The sequence below is a fragment of the Kitasatospora sp. NPDC101183 genome (assembly GCF_044767945.1).
GTDB lineage: Bacteria > Actinomycetota > Actinomycetes > Streptomycetales > Streptomycetaceae > Kitasatospora.
Map to the genome: position 1 here is coordinate 113,943 of NZ_JBIWOW010000017.1, position 17,591 is coordinate 131,533.

Consider the following 17,591-nt stretch of genomic DNA (forward strand, 5'->3'; position numbering starts at 1 on the left):
GCCGTCAGCCCTCCTCGCCCTCCAGGTCGCCCTCCGTCTCCAGGAAGGCGGCCTGGAGCTGCTCGATCAGCTCCGGGTCCGGCTGCTCCCACAGCCCGCGGCTCGCCGCCTCCAGGAGGCGCTCGCTGATGCCGTGCAGCGCCCAGGGGTTGGCGCCCGCGAGGAACTCGCGGTTGACCGGGTCGAGGACGTACTCCTGCGTCAGCTTCTCGTACATCCAGTCCGCGACCACGCCCGTCGTGGCGTCGTAGCCGAACAGGTAGTCCACCGTCGCGGCCATCTCGAAGGCGCCCTTGTAGCCGTGGCGGCGCATCGCCTCGATCCAGCGCGGGTTGACGACACGGGCGCGGAAGACGCGGGCGGCCTCCTCGGTGAGGGTGCGCGTCCGGACGGTCTCGGGGCGGGTGGAGTCGCCGATGTACGCGGTGGGGGCCTTGCCGGTGAGCGCGCGGACGGTGGCGACCATGCCGCCGTGGTACTGGAAGTAGTCGTCCGAGTCGGCGATGTCGTGCTCGCGGGTGTCGGTGTTCTTCGCGGCGACGGTGATCCGCTTGTACGCGGTCTCCATCTCCTCGCGCGCCGGCCGCCCGTCGAGGCCGCGCCCGTACGCGTAGCCGCCCCAGACGGTGTAGACCTCGGCGAGGTCGGCGTCGGTGCGCCAGTCGCGGCTGTCGATCAGCTGGAGCAGGCCGGCCCCGTACGTGCCCGGGCGGGAGCCGAAGACGCGGACGGTGGCCTTGCGCTCGTCGCCGTGGACGGCGAGGTCGGCCTGGACGTGGGCGCGGACGTGGTTGTCCTCCGGCGCCTCCTCCTGGGCGGCGGCCAGGCGCACCGCGTCGTCCAGCAGGGCGACGACGTGCGGGAACGCGTCCCGGAAGAAGCCGGAGATGCGCAGCGTCACGTCGATGCGCGGGCGGCCCAGCTCCTCCAGCCCGATGGCCTCCAGGCCGGTGACCCGGCGCGAGGCGTCGTCCCAGACCGGGCGCACGCCCAGCAGGGCGAAGGCCTCGGCGATGTCGTCGCCGGCGGTGCGCATGGCGCTGGTGCCCCAGAGGGAGAGGCCGACCGAGGGCGGGTAGGCGCCGTCGTTGTCGGCGGTGTAGCGCTCGACGAGGGAGGAGGCGAGCGCCTGGCCGGTCTCCCAGGCGAGCTTGCTGGGGACGGCCTTCGGGTCGACGGAGTAGAAGTTGCGGCCGGTGGGCAGCACGTTGACCAGGCCGCGCAGCGGGGAGCCGGAGGGCCCGGCCGGGACGAACCCGCCCCGGAGGGCGTGCAGGACGGCGTCCAGCTCGTCGGTGGTGGCGGCCAGGCGCGGCACGACCTGGGCGGCGGCGAAGTCCAGGACCTCGCGGACGGCCTCCGGGTGCCCGGCGGCGACCTTCTCGACGGCCTCGGGCGCCCAGTCCTCGGCCTCCATGGCCTCGACCAGGGCGCGGGCCTTGGCCTCGGCGGCGTCGGTGGCGCCCAGGGTGAGGGCCGCCTCGTCCAGGCCGAGCGCCTCGCGCAGGCCGGGCAGGGCGCTGACGCCGCCCCAGATCTGGCGGGCGCGCAGGATGGCGAGGACGATGTTGACCCGGTCGGTGCCGGCGGGCGCCTGGCCGAGGACGTGCAGGCCGTCGCGGATCTGGGCGTCCTTGATCTCGCAGAGCCAGCCGTCGACGTGCAGCAGGAAGTCGTCGAAGCCGTCGTCCTCGGGGCGCTCGTCGAGGCCGAGGTCGTGGTCGAGCTTGGCGGCCTGGATGAGGGTCCAGATCTGGGCGCGGATGGCGGGCAGCTTGGCCGGGTCCATCGCGGCGATGTTGGAGTGCTCGTCGAGGAGCTGCTCCAGGCGCGCGATGTCGCCGTAGGAGTCGGCGCGGGCCATCGGCGGCACGAGGTGGTCGACGAGGGTGGCGTGGGCGCGGCGCTTGGCCTGGGTGCCCTCGCCCGGGTCGTTGACCAGGAAGGGGTAGACCAGCGGCAGGTCGCCGAGGACGGCGTCGGGGCCGCACTCGGCGGACAGCGCGGCGGTCTTGCCGGGCAGCCACTCCAGGTTGCCGTGCTTGCCGAGGTGGATGACGGCGTGGGCGCCGAAGCCGCCGTCCTCCTGCGCGGACTCGATCCAGCGGTAGGCGGCCAGGTAGTGGTGGCTCGGCGGGAGGTCGGGGTCGTGGTAGATGGCGACGGGGTTCTCGCCGAAGCCGCGCGGGGGCTGGATGAGGACGAGCAGGTTCCCGGAGCGGATCGCGGCGAGGACGATGTCGCCGTCCGGGTTCTGCGAGCGGTCGACGTACAGCTCGCCGGGCGCCGGGCCCCAGTGCTCCTCGACCCGCTCGCGCAGCCCCTGGGGGAGGCCGGCGTACCAGCGGCGGTAGTCGGCGGCGGGGATGCGCACGGGGTTGCGGGCGAGCTGGTCCTCGGTCAGCCAGTCCTGGTCGTAGCCGCCGGCGGCGATCAGGGCGTGGATGATGGCGTCGCCCTCGTGGCCGCCGTCCTCGTCGTAGAAGGCAGGCAGCTGGTCCCCCAGGTCCATGCCCTCCTCGCGCAGCCGCTCCAGCAGGCGCACCGCGCTGGCCGGGGTGTCCAGGCCGACGGCGTTGCCGACGCGGGCGTGCTTGGTCGGGTACGCGGACAGCACCAGCGCGAGGCGGCGCTCGGCGGCCGGGACGTGGCGCAGCCGGGCGTGGCTGACGGCGGTTCCGGCGACGCGGGCGGCGCGCTCGGGGTCGGCGGCGTAGACGGTGAGGCCGTCCTCGTCCAGCTCCTTGAAGGAGAACGGGACGGAGATCAGGCGGCCGTCGAACTCGGGGACGGCGATCTGGGTGGCGGTGTCCAGCGGGGAGAGGCCGTCGTCGCTGGCCTCCCACTGGGCGCGCGACCAGGTCAGGCACAGGGCCTGGAGGATCGGGCGGTCCAGGGCGGCGAGCGCGCCCGCGTCCCAGGCCTCCTCGTCGCCGCCGGCCTGGGCGTCGGCCGGGCGGGTGCCGCCGGCGGCGAGCACGGTGGTGACGAGGGCGTCGGCCTCGCCGAGGGCGGCCAGCAGCTCGGGCTCGGCGCCGCGCAGGGAGGCGCAGTAGTAGGCCCGGGCCCGCGCGCCCTTGTCCTCGATCGCCCGGCAGAGCGTCTCGACGAAGGCGGTGTTGCCGCTCATGTGGTGGGCGCGGTAGTAGAGCACCGCGACGACGGGGCCGTCCTCCGTACGTGCCTCGCGCTCCAGCGGGCCCCAGGCGGGTGCGGAGGCGGGCGGGGCGAAGCCGTGGCCGGTGAGCAGCACGGTGTCGGAGAGGAAGGAGCCGAGCTCGGCCAGGTTGGCCGCGCCGCCGTGGGCGAGGTAGGCGTGGGCCTCGGCGGCGATGCCGGCGGGGACGGTGGACAGCTCCATCAGCTGGGCGTCGGGGGCCTGTTCGCCGGTCAGCACGATCACCGGGCGGGGGCCGGCGAGCAGCGCGTCGAGGCCCTCCTGCCAGGCGCGGCGCCCGCCGAGGAGGCGGACCACGACCAGGTCGACGCCCTCCAGCAGTGCGGGCAGTTCCTCGGGGGAGAGCCGCGCGGGGTTGCCGAGGCGGTACGGGACGGGGCCCGCCGAGGCGCGGGCGCTCAGCAGGTCGGTGTCGGACGTCGACAGGAGCAGGATCATGCGTAGGCCCTCCCGGCCTCGGTGGTGGCCAGGGTGGCCTGGGGCATGGCCGGTTCGGCCGACGTGACGGCACGGCGGGCCGCGAAGGCGGCGGCCGGGTGTGCCGGGTCGGCGGCCGGTGCGGCCGTGGTGGTGGCCGGGGACGCGGGCGCGGGCAGGCGACGGCGATGGTGCATTGCTGCCTTCCTCGGGGTCCGCGCCCCGGGCCGGTGGAGGACGGCAGGAGTTCCTGGCTCCCACGGGCACCGGCTCTGCGGTGCGCCGCGGTCACAGTGGCGGGACCGCACCGGGTTCACACCGGTTTCCTCCCCTGCGCCGTCGCTGGCGTGCGGGCGGTCCGCCGGGACCGCCCGCCCAGCATCGTACGGGGTGCGGCTGACCTGCGGGAGAGTGCTCCGGAAGGTCGTGGGCCGGGCCGGGGGAGCGGGGCGGGGGTGTGACACGACGTACGGCGGCAACCGGTCGGATCATCTGTATGCTCGCCGCCATGCCACCGACACCCGACCCCGCCGCGACGGGCGCCGCGGTGCCCGGCCGGGGGGTGCCCGACCGGGCCCGTGCGGACGTCTGCCCCGGCGCGCTGCGCCTGCATGCCGCCGACGACGGCTTCCTGGCCCGGGTCCGGCTGCCCGGAGGCGAACTGACGGACCCTCAGGCGCTCGCCCTCGCGGAGGCCGCCGAAGTCCTGGGCGACGGCGCGCTGGAGACCACCTCGCGCGGCAACGTCCAGCTGCGGGGCCTGGGTTCGGGCTGCGCGGGCGAACTCGCCGAGCGGCTGCGGGCGGTGGGGCTGCTGCCCTCCGACACCCACGAGCGGGTGCGCAACATCGTCGCCTCGCCGCTGGCCGGCCTGAGCGGCCAGGGCGCCGCGGGCGTACGGGACTGGGTGCGGGAGCTGGACGCGCGGCTGTGCGCGAGCGACTGGGCGGCGGCCCTGTCCGGCAAGTTCCTGTTCGCGCTGGACGACGGGCGGGGCGACGTCGCCGCGCTCGACGCCGATGTGACATTGATCGCAGGCTCGGCGGTCGGCGGTCCTCACGGCGGTCCTCACGGGGGTCCTGGCGGTGCTCCGGGCGGCGGTGCGCTGCTGCGCCTCGGGCGCGAGGCGTACGGCCGGCCCGTCGAGCCCGGCCGGGAGGTGGCGGCCGTCCTCGACGCCGCCCGCGCCTTCCTGGACGCGCTGCGCGACACCGGCCGCCGCGCCTGGCACCTGCGCGAGGTGCCCGGCCTGCTGCCCGCCGGGACGGTCGCGCTGCCCGACTTCGCCGGGGAGGCGCCCGCCCTGGGCGCGCTGCCCGGCGCGCTCTCGGTGGGCCTGCGCTTCGGCCGCGCGGACGCCGCGCAGTGGCGGGCGCTGGTCGCCGCCTCGGCGGGCGGACTGCGGCTGACGCCCTGGCGCGGCGTGGTGCTGCCGGGGGCTCCGGCCCCGCACTTGGCGGACCTGGCCGGGGCCGGCTTCCGTACGGAGGCGGGCTCGGCCTGGGAGCGGGCCACCGCCTGCACCGGGCTGCCGGGCTGCGCCAAGTCGCTGGCCGATGTCCGGGCGGACGCGGCCCGGGCGCTGGAGACGGGCCCGGGCGGACTGCCCGTGCACTGGTCGGGCTGCGAGCGGCGCTGCGGACACCCGGCCGGACGGTGGGTGGACGTGCTCGCCACGGGGCAGGGCTACCGGGTGACGGTGAACGGGACGGCGGACGCCTCGGCGCCCGTCGACGTGAGGAACGAACAGATGGCCGGGGCTGTCGCCGCGGCCAGGAGGACCACCAAGTGATCGAGTACGAGAAGGACGGCGCGTCCATCTACCGCCAGTCCTTTGCCACCATCCGCGCGGAGGCCGACCTGGCCGCCCTCCCGGCGGACGTCTCCCAGGTCGCGGTGCGGATGATCCACGCCTGCGGGATGGTCGACCTGGTCGAGGACCTGGTGTACTCGCCCGGCGTGGTCGCCTCCGCGCGCGCCGCCCTGAACGCGGGCGCGCCGATCCTGTGCGACGTCAACATGGTCGCCAGTGGCGTGACCCGCAAGCGGCTGCCCGCCGACAACGAGGTGGTCTGCACCCTCACCGACCCGTCCGTGCCCGAGCTGGCGCGGAAGACGGGCAACACCCGCAGCGCGGCGGCCATGGAGCTGTGGCTGCCCCGGCTGGAGGGCGCGGTCGTGGCCGTCGGCAACGCGCCGACCTCGCTGTTCCGCCTGCTGGAGATGATCGAGGCGGGCGCGCCGCGACCGGCCGCCGTCATCGGCGTCCCCGTCGGCTTCATTGGCGCCGCCGAGTCCAAGCAGGCCCTGGCCGAACACCCCTCGGGCCTGGAGCACCTGGTGGTGCGCGGCCGGCGCGGCGGCAGCGCGATCGCCGCCGCCGCGATCAACGCGATTGCGAGCGAAGTGGAATGACGGACCGTCAGAACACCGGTACCGGACGGATGTACGGGGTGGGCCTCGGCCCGGGCGACCCGTCGCTGGTGACCGTCCGCGCGGCCGAACTCATCGGCAAGGCCGACGTGGTGGCGTACCACAGCGCCCGCCACGGGCGGTCGATCGCGCGCTCCATCGCCGAGCGGTACCTGGCGGGCGGTCAGATCGAGGAGAAGCTCGTCTACCCGCTCACCGTCGAGACCACCGACCACCCGGGCGGCTACCGGGGCGCGCTGGACGAGTTCTACGAGGAGGCCGCCGCCCGGCTGGCCGCCCACCTGGACGCCGGGCGCGACGTCGTCGTCCTCGCCGAGGGGGACCCGCTCTTCTACGGCTCCTACCAGCACATGCACAAGCGCCTCGCGCACCGCTACCCGACCGAGGTCGTGCCCGGCGTGACCTCGGTGAGCGCGGCGGCGGCCCGGCTGGGCCAGCCGCTGACGGAGGCCGAGGAGACGCTCACCGTCATCCCCGGCACGCTGCCCGAGGAGGAGCTGACGGCGCGGATCGCCGCCGCCGACTCGGCCGTGATCATGAAGCTCGGGCGGACCTTCCCCGCCGTGCGGCGGGCGCTGGAGCGGGCGGGGCGGCTGGAGGACGCGCAGTACGTCGAGCGCGCCTTCATGGAGGGCGAGCGGATCGCGCCGCTGGCCGAGGTCGAGGGCGACAGCGTCCCGTACTTCTCGGTGGCGGTGCTGCCGAGCAAGGTCGCGCCCCTGGAGCCGGTCGTGCGGCCGGCGGACGGCATGGGCAGCGTGACCGTGGTCGGCACCGGGCCGGCCGGGCCGCTGTGGCTCACCGCCGAGGCGCGCGGCGCGCTGACCGCGGCCACCGACCTCGTCGGCTACACCACCTACCTGGACCGGGTGCCCGAGCGGCCGGGGCAGCGGCGGCACGGCTCGGACAACAAGGTGGAGTCGGAGCGGGCCGAGTACGCCCTCGACCTCGCCCGGCGCGGGCACGAGGTCTGCGTCGTCTCCTCGGGGGACCCGGGGGTGTTCGCGATGGCGACCGCCGTCCTGGAGGTCGCCTGCGAGCCGGACTACCGGGACGTGCCGGTGCGGATCGTCCCCGGGATGACCGCCGCCCACGCGGCCGCCTCCCGGGCGGGCGCCCCGCTCGGGCACGACTACGCGGTGGTGTCGCTGTCGGACCGGCTCAAGCCCTGGGACGTGGTGGCCAAGCGGCTGCGCGCCGCCGCCGAGGCGGACCTGGTGCTGGCGCTGTACAACCCGGGCTCCAAGTCCCGTACCACCCAGGTCGCCCAGGCCCGCGACCTGCTGCTGGAGTACCGCGCGCCCGGGACCCCGGTCGTCATGGCGCGGGACGTCGGCGGCCCGACCGAGCGCGTGCGGATCGTCCGGCTCGGCGAGCTGGATCCGGCACTGGTCGACATGCGGACGATCCTGCTGATCGGCTCCTCGCAGACCCGGGCGGTCGAACGGGGAGGCGGCGTGGAGGTCGTCTGGACGCCCCGGCGGTACCCGGAGGACTGACGGGCGGCGGCAGACGGCGGACGGCCGAGGGCCGAGGGCAGGCGCCGAACAGCTGACAGAAAACGGATGACAGATGTCAGCGGACAGATGATGAAATCTGCCCGCTGACATCTGTTCGCTGTCGGCTGTTATCTGTCAGTTGTTATCTGTTTTTTGTTTTCTGTCAGCCGTCCGTCGTCACCGCGTCGGCTTGGCGAGCAGCAGCTCGGTGTTGTGGTCCAGCCCCGTGCCCAGGAGCGCCGTCGGCCGGCCGTTCGGGTCGTTGTACGACAGCTCGCGGTACAGCGCCGCCAGGTTCGCGTCCGAGGTGGCGCCGAAGTCCGTGCCGTACGGTGCGGAGGACTCGATCAGCGTGGTGAACAGCGACAGCGTGCCGTCCCCGTTGTCCGCGACCTCGATGATCCGCCCGTGCTGCGGGTAGTCGATGTGCGAGGCGGTGTTGACCTCCCAGAACGCCCGCTCCGGCACGGCGTGCCCGTGCGGGGTGATCCGGTTCATGTGGGTGTGCCCGTTCACCCAGGCGACCACGTTCGGGTAGCGCTGCAGCAGGGCGACCAGCTCGTTGCCGTCGTGCCGCTTCTCGAAGACGTTGCGCGGGTCCGGCAGCAGGTTGCCCATGCTGGTGCTGGTGTGGTGGCTGAAGACCATCACCAGGTCGTCCGCGCTCCCGCCCGTGACCTTGCGGCCCGAGCCGTCGTACCAGTGCCCGCTGTGCGCCTGCAACTGCTGCTCCAGCCAGCGCAGTTGGGCGGTGCCGAGCGAACCGTCCGCGAATCCGGCCTGGTTGGTGGTGTCCAGGCTGATGCCGACGACCTTCTCCGAGACGCGGAAGGTGTAGTACAGCTTGCCGCTGCCGACCATGTCGGAGGTGAACCCGTGCCCGTACGGGCCGGCGCCGGTGACGGCCGGGTTGAGGTGGGCCTTGGCGAACTCCTTGAGCGTGAACGGCTTTCGGCGCGCGTCCGGGGTGACCTCGCGCACCGCCTCGCCGCTGACGATCAGCTTGGCGAGCAGCAGGACGGCGCCCGCCGGGTCGCGCCGCAGCGAGTCCGCCAGCTGGGCGGCCGTCGCGTCGTCGCAGCCCTCCAGCTTGTAGCGGCCGGTGTAGAGGTCGTTCAGCAGCCCGAAGTCCGGCAGCGAGCCCTCGATGCTGTCGTCGTGGTTGCCGACGGTGGTGTACCAGGGGGTGCGCAGGCCCGGCGCGTCGAAGGGCCGTCCGGCGGCGGCCAGGAGGCCGGGCACCTGAGGGAAGCCCTTGGCCTTGTAGCCGTCGGAGTAGGCGAGTTCGGGGTTCCAGTACGCGGCGTTGCCGGAGTTCTGCACGCCCTCGTAGCGGGAGGTGTCGCCGGTGTTCTGCGCGAGCCGCCCGCCGCCCATGACCGTGAGGTACCAGTCGAGTTCGGCCAGCTCGTGGTTGTCGGTGTTGTCGCCGGTGGCCATCACCATGCTGAACGGCAGGCCGGTGTACGGGCCCCCGGCCAGGGAGTTGACCCGCTCGACGAGGGAGGAGACGCCGCGCGCGTTGAGGGCCTCCTGCGGCCGGTAGGCGCTGCCGTTGAGCTTGGCCAGGTACTCGAAGCGCACCGGGGACTCGGTGTCCACCAGGTGCAGGTCGCTGAACTGGACGAAGCTGGCGAGCCCGGTGCGGCGGTCGTCCCGGCCGTCGCCCGGCGCGGCGAGCTCCCCGCGCACCACCAGCGGCCAGCCCGGCCCGGCCGTCAGCCGCTTGTAGCCGCCGGTGCCGACGGGCGTGGCCACCTGCTCCAGCGTCGTCCCGGTCACCGAGACCGCCCGCGCGGCCGTGGCCGCCAGCGCCTTCTCGCGCCCCGCCGCCGAGGCGAACTGCGCGCCGCCCAGCGACAGGGCCGACCAGGCGGCCGCCACCGAGGTGCCGGTGAGGAACGTGCGTCGTCTCATCCCTGCCATGGAGAACCCCCAACAAGCCGAAGGCCCGGCCGGGCGTCCCCGCCCACCGGACCGCGCGTCATGAACCCGCTAAGTAACGGAGCGAAAGATTACTGGCTGGTAGCCCGTACGGGGAGCCCCGTGCGCCGAACAGTTCGAGAACGTGCGGTGGCCGGTGCCCTCGGGAGCGCGCCCGGTGCCCTCCGGAAGGGGCCCGGAGCGCGCCCGGAGCGCGCCCGGGGCCGCCCCGGTCGGCGCCCGGTGGGGCGTATGGGGGAAAATCGGCGGGTGCGGCCGTGGCGGTCGCAGCGGTACGCGGTCGGAGGCGAGGCACAGGTGGCCCCAGCGGGAGCAGCAGCGGGAGGCCGGGCCGGCCAGCTGAAGAGCAGCGGCCTGCGGCCGGGCTGGACGACGGGCGCCTGCGCCACCGCCGCCACCAAGGCCGCCTACACCGCCCTGCTCACCGGCGCCTTCCCCGACCCGGTGACCATCACCCTGCCCAAGGGCCAGCGGCCCGCCTTCGCCCTCGCCGCCGAGCGGCTGGCCGTCGTCGAGGGGGAGGCCACCGCCATGGCCGGGGTGGTCAAGGACGCCGGGGACGACCCCGACGTGACCCACGGCGCGCTGATCCGCTCGACCGTACGGGCCGGGGAGCCCGGCGCGGGCGTGGTGTTCCGGGCCGGTCCGGGGGTGGGGACGGTCACCAAGGCGGGCCTGCCCCTGCCCGTCGGGGAGCCCGCGATCAACCCGGTGCCCCGGCAGATGATCCGCGACGCCGTCGCCGAGGTGGCGGCGTCGCACGGCGGGAGCGGGGACGTGGTGGTGGAGGTCTCCGTCGACCACGGCGAGGAGATCGCCCGCTCGACCTGGAACCCCCGCCTCGGCATCCTCGGCGGCCTGTCGATCCTCGGCACCACCGGCATCGTCGTCCCCTACTCCTGCTCGGCGTGGATCGACTCGATCCGGCGCGGGGTGGACGTGGCCCGCGCGGCGGGCCGTACGCACGTGGCGGGCTGCACCGGCTCGACCTCGGAGAAGGTCGCGGTGGCGGTGCACGGCCTGCCGGAGGACGCGCTGCTCGACATGGGCGACTTCGCCGGGGCCGTCCTCAAGTACCTCAAGCGCCACCCCGTGCCCCGGCTGACGATCGCGGGCGGCTTCGCCAAGCTGTCCAAGCTGGCGGCCGGCCACCTCGACCTGCACTCGGCGCGCTCCCAGGTGGACAAGGGGTACCTGGCGGAGCTGGCCCGGCGCGGCGGCGCGGACGAGGAACTGGCGCGGGCGGTCGCCGAGGCCAACACCGGCCTGGAGGCGGTGCAGTTGTGCCGGGCGGCCGGGGTGCCGCTGGGGGACCTCGTCGCCGAGGCGGCCCGGGCGACGGCGCTCGGCGTGCTGCTGGGCTCGCCGGTGGCGGTGGACGTCATCTGCATCGACCGCGCGGGCACGATCGTGGGCCGCGCGGAACCGCTGGGGCCCTGAGCGGCGTCGTCCCGGGAGTCCCGCCGGTACAGCGGAAGCTCAGTAATATCGCGCGGTGATGTGAAGATCTGACGGTCATACGGGGCGAGAAACGGACAAAAGTCGCGCCACGCCCGCCATCGATTCTGTCGTCATCTCAACCATGAGATATGGTCTGCCGAGTGACAGGCGACTACCTCACCCGTATCGGGACCCTCATCCGTACCGCTCGCCAGCACCGCGGCTGGTCCCAGGCGCAGCTCGGCGAGGCCCTCGGCACCAGCCAGAGCGCGGTCAACCGCATCGAGCAGGGCAAGCAGAACGTCAGCCTTGAGATGATCGCCCGCATCGGCGAAGCTCTCAACAGCGAGATCGTCTCCCTCGGCTACTCCGGCCCGATGCACCTGCGCGTCACCGGCGGCACCCGGCTCTCCGGCGCGATCGACGTCCGCAGCAGCAAGAACGCCTGCGTCGCGATCCTCTGCGCCTCGCTGCTGACCACCGGCCGCACCACGATCCGCAGCGTCGCCCGGATCGAGGAGGTCTACCGCATCCTCGAGGTCCTCACCAGCATCGGCGTCAAGAGCCGCTGGATCAACGAGGGCCGCGACCTCGAACTGACCCCGCCGGCCGAGCTCGACCTCGCCGCCATGGACGTCGAGGCCGCCCGCCGCACCCGCAGCGTCCTGATGTTCCTCGGCCCGCTGATGCACCGCGCCGAGCGCTTCGCCATCCCGTACGCCGGCGGCTGCGACCTCGGCACCCGCACCGTCCAGCCGCACCTGACGGCGCTGCGCCGCTTCGGCCTGGAGGTCGCCACCACCGGCGGCGCCTACCACGCCTCCGTGCAGCCCGGCGCCCCGATGGACCGGCCCATCGTGCTGACCGAGCGCGGCGACACCGTCACCGAGAACGCCCTGCTCGCCGCCGCCCGCCACGACGGCGTCAGCGTCATCCGCAACGCCTCGCCCAACTACATGGTCCAGGACCTCTGCTTCTTCCTGGAGGCGCTGGGCGTCAAGATCGAGGGCATCGGCACCACCACCCTCACCGTCCACGGCGTCCCGCAGATCACCCGCGACGTCGACTACACCCCGGCCGAGGACCCGGTGGAGGCGATGAGCCTGCTCGCCGCCGCCGTCGTCACCTCCTCCGAGCTGACCATCCGCCGGGTGCCGATCGAGTTCCTGGAGATCGAACTCGCGGTGCTCGAGGGCATGGGCCTCGACTACGACCGCACCCCCGAGTACCGCGCCCACAACGGGCACACCCGGCTCGTCGACCTCACCGTGCGCCCGTCCAAGCTGGCCGCGCCGATCGACACCATCCACCCGATGCCCTTCCCCGGCATCAACATCGACAACGTGCCGTTCTTCGCCGCCATCGCCGCGGCCGCGCACGGCACCACGATGATCCACGACTGGGTCTACGACAACCGCGCCATCTACCTGACCGAGCTCACCCGGCTCGGCGCGGACGTCAAGCTCCTCGACCCGCACCGCGTCCTCGTCCAGGGCCCCACCCGTTGGCGCGCCGCCGAGATGATGTGCCCGCCCGCGCTGCGCCCGGCCGTGGTCATCCTGCTCGCGATGCTCGCCGCGCAGGGCACCTCGGTGCTGCGCAACGTGTACGTCATCAACCGCGGTTACGAGGACCTCGCCGAGCGCCTCAACTCCATCGGCGCGCAGATCGAGACCTTCCGCGACATCTGACGGTTGATCAGGAATCCCTCCGGCCTCAGGTGGTGGAGCCGAGGCCGGAGAGCAGCTCGGACACGTCCAGCCCGGTGTTCAGGTAGTCCACGAACACCGGGTTGTTCAGCGCCCAGGGCGAACGCCGCTCCCGCACCAGGCGCACCGCCTCCCCGGCGTCGCGGCCCAGCGTCATCAGCGCCTGCGCGACGACCAGCCCCGAGCGGTTGTAGCCCGAGTGGCAGCGCACCAGGGTCCGCCGCCCGCGCCGTACGGCCTCGGCCGTCGCCTCGGCGGCCTCGCGGACGGCGCGCAGCTGGGCGGGGGTGAGCAGGTCGTCCGGCACCTCGCGCACCAGGTGCTCCACGCCAGGGGCCGGGCCGTGCCCGGGAAGGGTGAACAGGCTCACCACCAGGTCGAACTCCCCGCCGACGACGGCGAGTTCAAGCTCCCCGCCGGGTGGGGTGTAGTAGTGCCCGCCCATCCACAGGCCCGGAGCGATCCGGCTCCACGGCTCGGACGGACCCTCGGGCTTCGGCTCCTCGCGACGCGTACGCATGGCGGGCCTGCTCCTTGTCGGTGACGTGTCGGTGATGTGTCCGTGTCCCGGTGTGTCCAACGGCCGGGCCGCGGGGCGGGCTCCGCCGCTCTCGGGTCGGCGGCGGTTCGGGCTGGGCGTGGGCGATCCTGTCGAGCCGGGGGCGGTCGTCGCGGTGCCGCCGGACGGCCTCGGCGGCGAGGGCCGTCCGCTTGTCCGCCACTCGTCCCCCGAGCCGAACGGCCTTGCCCCGTACGTGACTCCGTCCGCGCAGGCGTCATCCCCGGGCGGGCGCGGCGGGAAACCAGCCCGAGAGCCCCAGCCAGTGCAGCGCGCCCTCGACGTCCGGGGTGACGGGCACGCCCTGTGGGACCGGCGGGCGGTCCACGATCACGACGGGCAGGGCGAGTTCGCGGGCGGCGGTGAGCTTGGGGCTGGTGGCGGCGCCGCCGCTGTCCTTGGTGACGAGGACGTCCACGCGATGGGCGCGCAGCAGGGCGCGTTCGTCGTCGAGGGTGAACGGGCCGCGGTCGAGCAGGACTTCGAGGGAGGGCGGCAGCGGCGGCTCGGGCGGGTCGACGCAGCGGGCGAGGACGTGAGGGCCGTCGAGGTGGGCGAAGGCGGCGATGCCCTGGCGGCCGGTGGTGAGCAGGACGCGGCCATCCGCGTGCGGAAGGAGCGCCGGCAGGAGGTCGGCGGCCTCGGCGAGGGAGGCGGCGTGGTGCCAGCGGTCGCCGGGGACGGCGGTGAAGCCGGGGCGGCGCAGCACGAGCAGGGGGACGCCGGTGGCGGCGGCCGCGAGGGAGGCGTTGAGGGAGATGCCGGCGGCGAAGGGGTGCGTGGCGTCCACGACGGCGTCGGCCCGTTCGGCGCGCAGCCAGGCGGCCAGACCCTCGGGGCCGCCGAAGCCGCCGATCCTCACCTCCCCTGCGGGCAGCCGGGGTTGGGCGACCCGCCCGGCCAGCGAGCTGGTGACCCGCAGGCCGGGGCGGCCGTCGAGGGCGGCGGCGAGGGCGCGGCCCTCGGTGGTGCCGCCGATGAGGAGGACGTGACGGGTCATGCCCCGGAAGCCGCGGGCCGGTCGCAGGGCTCGTGCGGGCGCTCGCGGTCGGTGGAGTAGAGGTGGCTGTCGCGGAACTGCTCGGCGGCCAGGGTGCGGCCGACGAGGATGACGGCGGTGCGTACGACGCCCGCCTCCTTGACCTGCCCGGCGATGTCGGCGAGCGTGCCGCGCAGCACCAGCTCGTCGGGGCGGCTGGCCATCGCGACCACGGCGGCGGGGCAGTCGGCGCCGTAGTGGGGGAGCAGCTGCTCGACGACGTCGTCCACGTACCCGGCGGCCAGGTGCAGCACCAGCAGGGCGCCGCTGCGGCCGAGGGTGGCGAGGTCCTCGCCCTCGGGCATGGGGGTGGCGCGCTTGGCGATCCGGGTGAGGATGACCGTCTGGCCGACGGTCGGGACCGTCAACTCCCGCTTGAGCGCTGCCGCCGCGGCGGCGAAGGCCGGCACGCCGGGGACGACCTCGTACGGGACGCCGGCCGCGTCGAGGCGGCGCATCTGCTCGGCGACGGCGGAGAACACGGACGGGTCGCCCGAGTGCAGCCGGGCGACGTCCTGGCCGGCGCGGTGGGCGGCGACGAGCTCGGCGGTGATCTGGTCGAGGTTGAGCTGGGCGGTGTCGATCAGCCGGGCACCGGGCGGGCACTCGTCCAGCAGCTCGCGCGGCACCAGGCTGCCCGCGTACAGGCAGACCTCGGCGCGGGCCAGGATGCGCTGGCCGCGCAGGGTGATGAGGTCGGCGGCGCCCGGGCCTGCTCCGATGAAGTGGACGGTCACGAGGCGTTCTCCTGAGGGGTGTTGAGCGGTGCGTCCCCGGCCGGTGGTTCGACGGCCGGGGAGGCGGTGGCGTCCGGCTTGACGACGGACCACTGGGTCACGGGCATCGCCTGGCGCCAGCCGGTGAAGCCGCCGACCGGCACGGCGTGGGCGACGGCGAGCCTGACGAGGTCCCCGCCGTGGCGCCGGTACCACTGGGCGAGCAGCGCCTCGGACTCCAGCGTCACGGTGTTGGCGACGAGCCGGCCGCCGGGGCGCAGCGCGGACCAGCAACTCTCCAGCAGTCCGGGGGCGGTGAGGCCGCCGCCGATGAACACGGCGTCGGGGGCGGGGAGTTCGGCGAGCGCGGCGGGCGCGGCGCCGGAGACGACGCGCAGGCGGGGGACGCCCAGGGCGGCGGCGTTGCGGGCGATGCGCTCGGCGCGGACGGCGTCGCGCTCGACGGTGACGGCCCGGCAGTCGCGGTGGGCGCGCAGCCACTCGACGGCGATCGAGCCGGAGCCGCCGCCGACGTCCCACAGCAGTTCGCCGGGGGAGGGGGCGAGGACGGCGAGGGTGGCGGCGCGCACGTGGCGCTTGGTGAGCTGGCCGTCGCTCTCGTACGCGTCGTCGGGCAGACCGGGGACGAGGGAGTTGTGCGGGCCGTCGCCGAGCTGGACGGCGATGAGGTTCAGCGGGTCGCCGGGCGGGTGGGGCCAGTCCTCGGCGCTGCCGAGGAGGCGGCGTTCGGAGGCGTGGCCGAGCTTCTCCAGGACGGTCAGGCGGGCGGCGCCGTGGCCCCGGGCGGTCAGCAGGGCGGCGACGGCGGCGGGGGTGGCGGCGTCGGCGCTGAGCACGAGCAGGCGGCGGCCGGGGTGGAGGGCGAGGGTGAGGGTGTCGAGGGGGCGGCCGACCAGGCTGACGACCTCGGTGGACTCCATCGGCCAGCCGAGGCGGGCGCAGGCGTAGGAGACGGAGGAGGGGTGGGGCAGGAAGCGCAGCCGGTCGGGGCCGTCGAGGACCTCGGTGAGGGTGCGGCCGATGCCGTAGAACATGGGGTCGCCGCTGGCCAGGACGGCGATGCGGCGGCCGTCGTGCTCGGCGAGCAGGCCGTGGACGGCGGGGCGCAGCGGGGAGGGCCAGGCGACGCGCTCGGCGCCGACCTCGGGCCGGGGGAGGAGGTCCAGCTGCCGGGGGCTACCGATGATCACCTCGGCCTCGCGCAGCGCGTCCCGGGGTGCGGGGGCGAGGCCGTTCCAGCCGTCGGCGCCGATCCCGACGACGGTGATCGGGAGTGGCTGCTCGGGCACCGGTGCTCCTCGTGGTTCATTGCTGCTGGCCGGGGCAGCCTACCTGGCGAACAGAGTTCAGCAAACGAAAGATGAAAGCTGTTCGCTGACATCTGTTATCTGTTTTCTGTCATCTGTTCGCTGTTCTCTGTCAGCCGTCCGCGGTCACCTGCTCACGGTCACCTGTTCGCTGTCATCTGTTCGCGGCCCAGTCCCCCGAGGCGATCGGCGCCGGCCGCTCGCGCAGCCGCGCCGCGGCCGTCGGCCCCGCGAGGTACACCCACGCGTCCCGCGCCCCGCCCTCGACCCGTACCGGGAGCCGCCGCCGCACGTACAGCCCGGTGCCGTCCGCCCGGCAGTCCTCCAACCGGTCCAGCGCGGCGAGCGCGGCCGCGTACGCGCCGGGGCGGACGGTGATCAGCTCGCCGACCACCCGGCGCCCGGGCGCGGCGTCCGGTACCGCGAACGGGTACCCGGGGCCCTCGTGCAGCGCGGCGCCGTCCAGCACGGCCGGCCGGACGTCCGCGCAGCGCCCGGCGAGGAGGGCGGCGTGGTTGTGCCCGCCGCTGCGCAGCGTGCCGTACACGAAGAACGGCAGGCGGTCAGCGGGCTCGGGCACGGGGGCGGACACGGGTGCGGACCTCCTGGGCGGGGCCGCCCACGGTACGCCCCGCCCGCGTCCGGCGGAACCGGTGGTACCCGCGGCCCGTCACTGCTCCGAGGCCGCGCGCTCGTACGTGAGCACCACGTTCCCCCGCTCGAAGATCCGGCTGTCCGTGAGCGTGAAGGCCCGCGGCTCGAAGCCCGCGCGGAACAGGGGGACGCCCTCGCCGACCACCACCGGGTACTGCTTGACGATCAGCTCGTCGATCTCGGAGAGCAGTTGCCCGGCGAGGTCGGCGCCGCCGCAGAGCCAGATCCCGAGCCCGTCCTCCTCCTGCTTGAGCCTGCGCACGACCGCGAGCGGGTCCTCGGCGGTGATCTCGACCTGCGGCTCCAGCGCCGGGGCGAGGGTGCGGGAGAACACGATCTGCCGCAGGTGCCCGTAGGGGCTGGTCATGCCGACGGCCAGCCCGGGCTCGTAGGAGCCGCGCCCCATCAGGACGGTGTCGAAACGCCTGTTGGGCGCCTCGGCGATCCCGACCGCGGCGCGCGCGGGGGTGGGGATGGTCTCCGGATACTCGGCGAACAGCGCGGGGGCGTAGTCCTCGGTGACGAAGGGGTTGAAGAAGCCGAAGTCACCGTCGGGGGCGGCGATGTAGCCGTCGATGGTGGCGCCGATGAGGTAGGTGAGCTTGCGCATCCATGTCCTTGGAGGTCGGGGGTGTGACGGGGGTGGCGGATCGGTCCGTTCCGGCCCGTCCTGCC

14 protein-coding genes and 1 riboswitch are annotated in these 17,591 nt (G+C 74.5%); of the genes, 5 read left to right on the forward strand and 9 right to left on the reverse strand.

Going from position 1 to position 17,591, the window contains the following annotated elements; genetic code table 11:
• Positions 1-4: 4 nt before the first annotated feature.
• Both cobN and ACIRRS_RS24345 read right to left on the reverse strand, forming a co-directional pair.
• The gene (gene cobN / locus ACIRRS_RS24340; protein ID WP_402974383.1) at positions 5-3,616 is read right to left on the reverse strand and encodes a cobaltochelatase subunit CobN; all 3,612 of its coding nucleotides are present in this window, start codon (positions 3,614-3,616) and stop codon (positions 5-7) included.
• A complete protein-coding gene (locus tag ACIRRS_RS24345; protein ID WP_402974386.1) occupies positions 3,613-3,792 on the reverse strand; it encodes a hypothetical protein in 180 nt (59 codons plus the stop codon). Before ACIRRS_RS24345 ends, cobN begins: the two co-directional genes overlap by 4 nt.
• A 47-nt stretch (positions 3,793-3,839) precedes the next feature.
• Positions 3,840-3,924, reverse strand: a riboswitch (cobalamin riboswitch).
• A gap of 179 nt (positions 3,925-4,103) precedes the next feature.
• Between ACIRRS_RS24345 and ACIRRS_RS24350 the strand changes: the two genes are divergently transcribed.
• From ACIRRS_RS24350 to ACIRRS_RS24360, 3 genes are read left to right on the forward strand one after another with little or no spacing between them, the layout of a single operon-like run.
• Positions 4,104-5,387: a hypothetical protein gene (locus ACIRRS_RS24350; protein WP_402974389.1), complete on the forward strand. Its 1,284-nt coding sequence runs from the start codon at positions 4,104-4,106 to the stop codon at positions 5,385-5,387.
• Positions 5,384-6,010 carry a precorrin-8X methylmutase gene (locus ACIRRS_RS24355; RefSeq protein WP_402974392.1) on the forward strand — a complete coding sequence of 209 codons (627 nt, stop codon included), beginning with the start codon at positions 5,384-5,386 and terminating at the stop codon, positions 6,008-6,010. Before ACIRRS_RS24350 ends, ACIRRS_RS24355 begins: the two co-directional genes overlap by 4 nt.
• Entirely contained in the window at positions 6,007-7,527 is a 1,521-nt protein-coding gene (locus ACIRRS_RS24360; protein ID WP_402974395.1) for a precorrin-2 C(20)-methyltransferase, read from the forward strand. The genes ACIRRS_RS24355 and ACIRRS_RS24360 overlap by 4 nt, the downstream gene beginning before the upstream one ends.
• Positions 7,528-7,704: 177 nt before the next feature.
• Here ACIRRS_RS24360 and ACIRRS_RS24365 read toward each other — a convergent pair whose 3' ends face one another.
• Positions 7,705-9,453, reverse strand: a complete 1,749-nt coding sequence (locus ACIRRS_RS24365; RefSeq protein WP_402974398.1) for a TIGR03767 family metallophosphoesterase — start codon at positions 9,451-9,453, stop codon at positions 7,705-7,707.
• A 315-nt stretch (positions 9,454-9,768) separates the two neighbouring features.
• Here ACIRRS_RS24365 and ACIRRS_RS24370 point away from each other — a divergent pair, with 315 nt between their 5' ends.
• Together ACIRRS_RS24370 and ACIRRS_RS24375 are read left to right on the forward strand one after the other, a co-directional pair.
• The gene (locus ACIRRS_RS24370) at positions 9,769-10,911 is read left to right on the forward strand and encodes a cobalt-precorrin-5B (C(1))-methyltransferase (RefSeq protein ID WP_402974401.1); all 1,143 of its coding nucleotides are present in this window, start codon (positions 9,769-9,771) and stop codon (positions 10,909-10,911) included.
• A gap of 161 nt (positions 10,912-11,072) precedes the next feature.
• A complete protein-coding gene (locus ACIRRS_RS24375) occupies positions 11,073-12,602 on the forward strand; it encodes a UDP-N-acetylglucosamine 1-carboxyvinyltransferase (protein ID WP_402974404.1) in 1,530 nt (509 codons plus the stop codon).
• A gap of 25 nt (positions 12,603-12,627) precedes the next feature.
• On the opposite strand, the gene ACIRRS_RS24380 is transcribed toward ACIRRS_RS24375, so the two are convergent.
• The 6 genes from ACIRRS_RS24380 to ACIRRS_RS24405 all read right to left on the reverse strand — a co-directional run bounded on the left by ACIRRS_RS24380 (position 12,628) and on the right by ACIRRS_RS24405 (position 17,526).
• A complete protein-coding gene (locus tag ACIRRS_RS24380; protein ID WP_402974406.1) occupies positions 12,628-13,140 on the reverse strand; it encodes a protein phosphatase in 513 nt (170 codons plus the stop codon).
• Between the two features lie 256 nt (positions 13,141-13,396).
• Positions 13,397-14,179, reverse strand: coding sequence for a cobalt-precorrin-6A reductase (locus ACIRRS_RS24385; RefSeq protein ID WP_402974408.1), 783 nt, complete (start codon positions 14,177-14,179; stop codon positions 13,397-13,399).
• Positions 14,176-14,955: a precorrin-4 C(11)-methyltransferase gene (gene cobM / locus ACIRRS_RS24390; protein ID WP_402974410.1), complete on the reverse strand. Its 780-nt coding sequence runs from the start codon at positions 14,953-14,955 to the stop codon at positions 14,176-14,178. Before cobM ends, ACIRRS_RS24385 begins: the two co-directional genes overlap by 4 nt.
• A complete protein-coding gene (gene cbiE, locus ACIRRS_RS24395; protein ID WP_402974413.1) occupies positions 14,952-16,244 on the reverse strand; it encodes a precorrin-6y C5,15-methyltransferase (decarboxylating) subunit CbiE in 1,293 nt (430 codons plus the stop codon). The genes cobM and cbiE overlap by 4 nt, the downstream gene beginning before the upstream one ends.
• 172 nt (positions 16,245-16,416) lie before the next feature.
• The gene (locus ACIRRS_RS24400) at positions 16,417-16,854 is read right to left on the reverse strand and encodes a gamma-glutamylcyclotransferase family protein (RefSeq protein WP_402974416.1); all 438 of its coding nucleotides are present in this window, start codon (positions 16,852-16,854) and stop codon (positions 16,417-16,419) included.
• A gap of 78 nt (positions 16,855-16,932) precedes the next feature.
• Positions 16,933-17,526 (reverse strand): dihydrofolate reductase family protein, encoded by a 594-nt coding sequence (locus ACIRRS_RS24405; RefSeq protein WP_402974419.1) that lies wholly within the window; start codon positions 17,524-17,526, stop codon positions 16,933-16,935.
• Between the last annotated feature and the right edge of the window lie 65 nt (positions 17,527-17,591).

What these genes read in the sequence shown, in the direction of transcription:
- cobN (WP_402974383.1), bottom strand. Translation starts at nt 3,616, where the DNA reads ATGATCCTGCTCCTGTCGACGTCCGACACCGACCTGCTGAGCGCCCGC.
- ACIRRS_RS24345 (WP_402974386.1), bottom strand. Translation starts at nt 3,792, where the DNA reads ATGCACCATCGCCGTCGCCTGCCCGCGCCCGCGTCCCCGGCCACCACC.
- ACIRRS_RS24350 (WP_402974389.1), top strand. Translation starts at nt 4,104, where the DNA reads ATGCCACCGACACCCGACCCCGCCGCGACGGGCGCCGCGGTGCCCGGC.
- ACIRRS_RS24360 (WP_402974395.1), top strand. Translation starts at nt 6,007, where the DNA reads ATGACGGACCGTCAGAACACCGGTACCGGACGGATGTACGGGGTGGGC.
- ACIRRS_RS24365 (WP_402974398.1), bottom strand. Translation starts at nt 9,453, where the DNA reads ATGGCAGGGATGAGACGACGCACGTTCCTCACCGGCACCTCGGTGGCG.
- ACIRRS_RS24380 (WP_402974406.1), bottom strand. Translation starts at nt 13,140, where the DNA reads ATGCGTACGCGTCGCGAGGAGCCGAAGCCCGAGGGTCCGTCCGAGCCG.
- ACIRRS_RS24385 (WP_402974408.1), bottom strand. Translation starts at nt 14,179, where the DNA reads ATGACCCGTCACGTCCTCCTCATCGGCGGCACCACCGAGGGCCGCGCC.
- ACIRRS_RS24405 (WP_402974419.1), bottom strand. Translation starts at nt 17,526, where the DNA reads ATGCGCAAGCTCACCTACCTCATCGGCGCCACCATCGACGGCTACATC.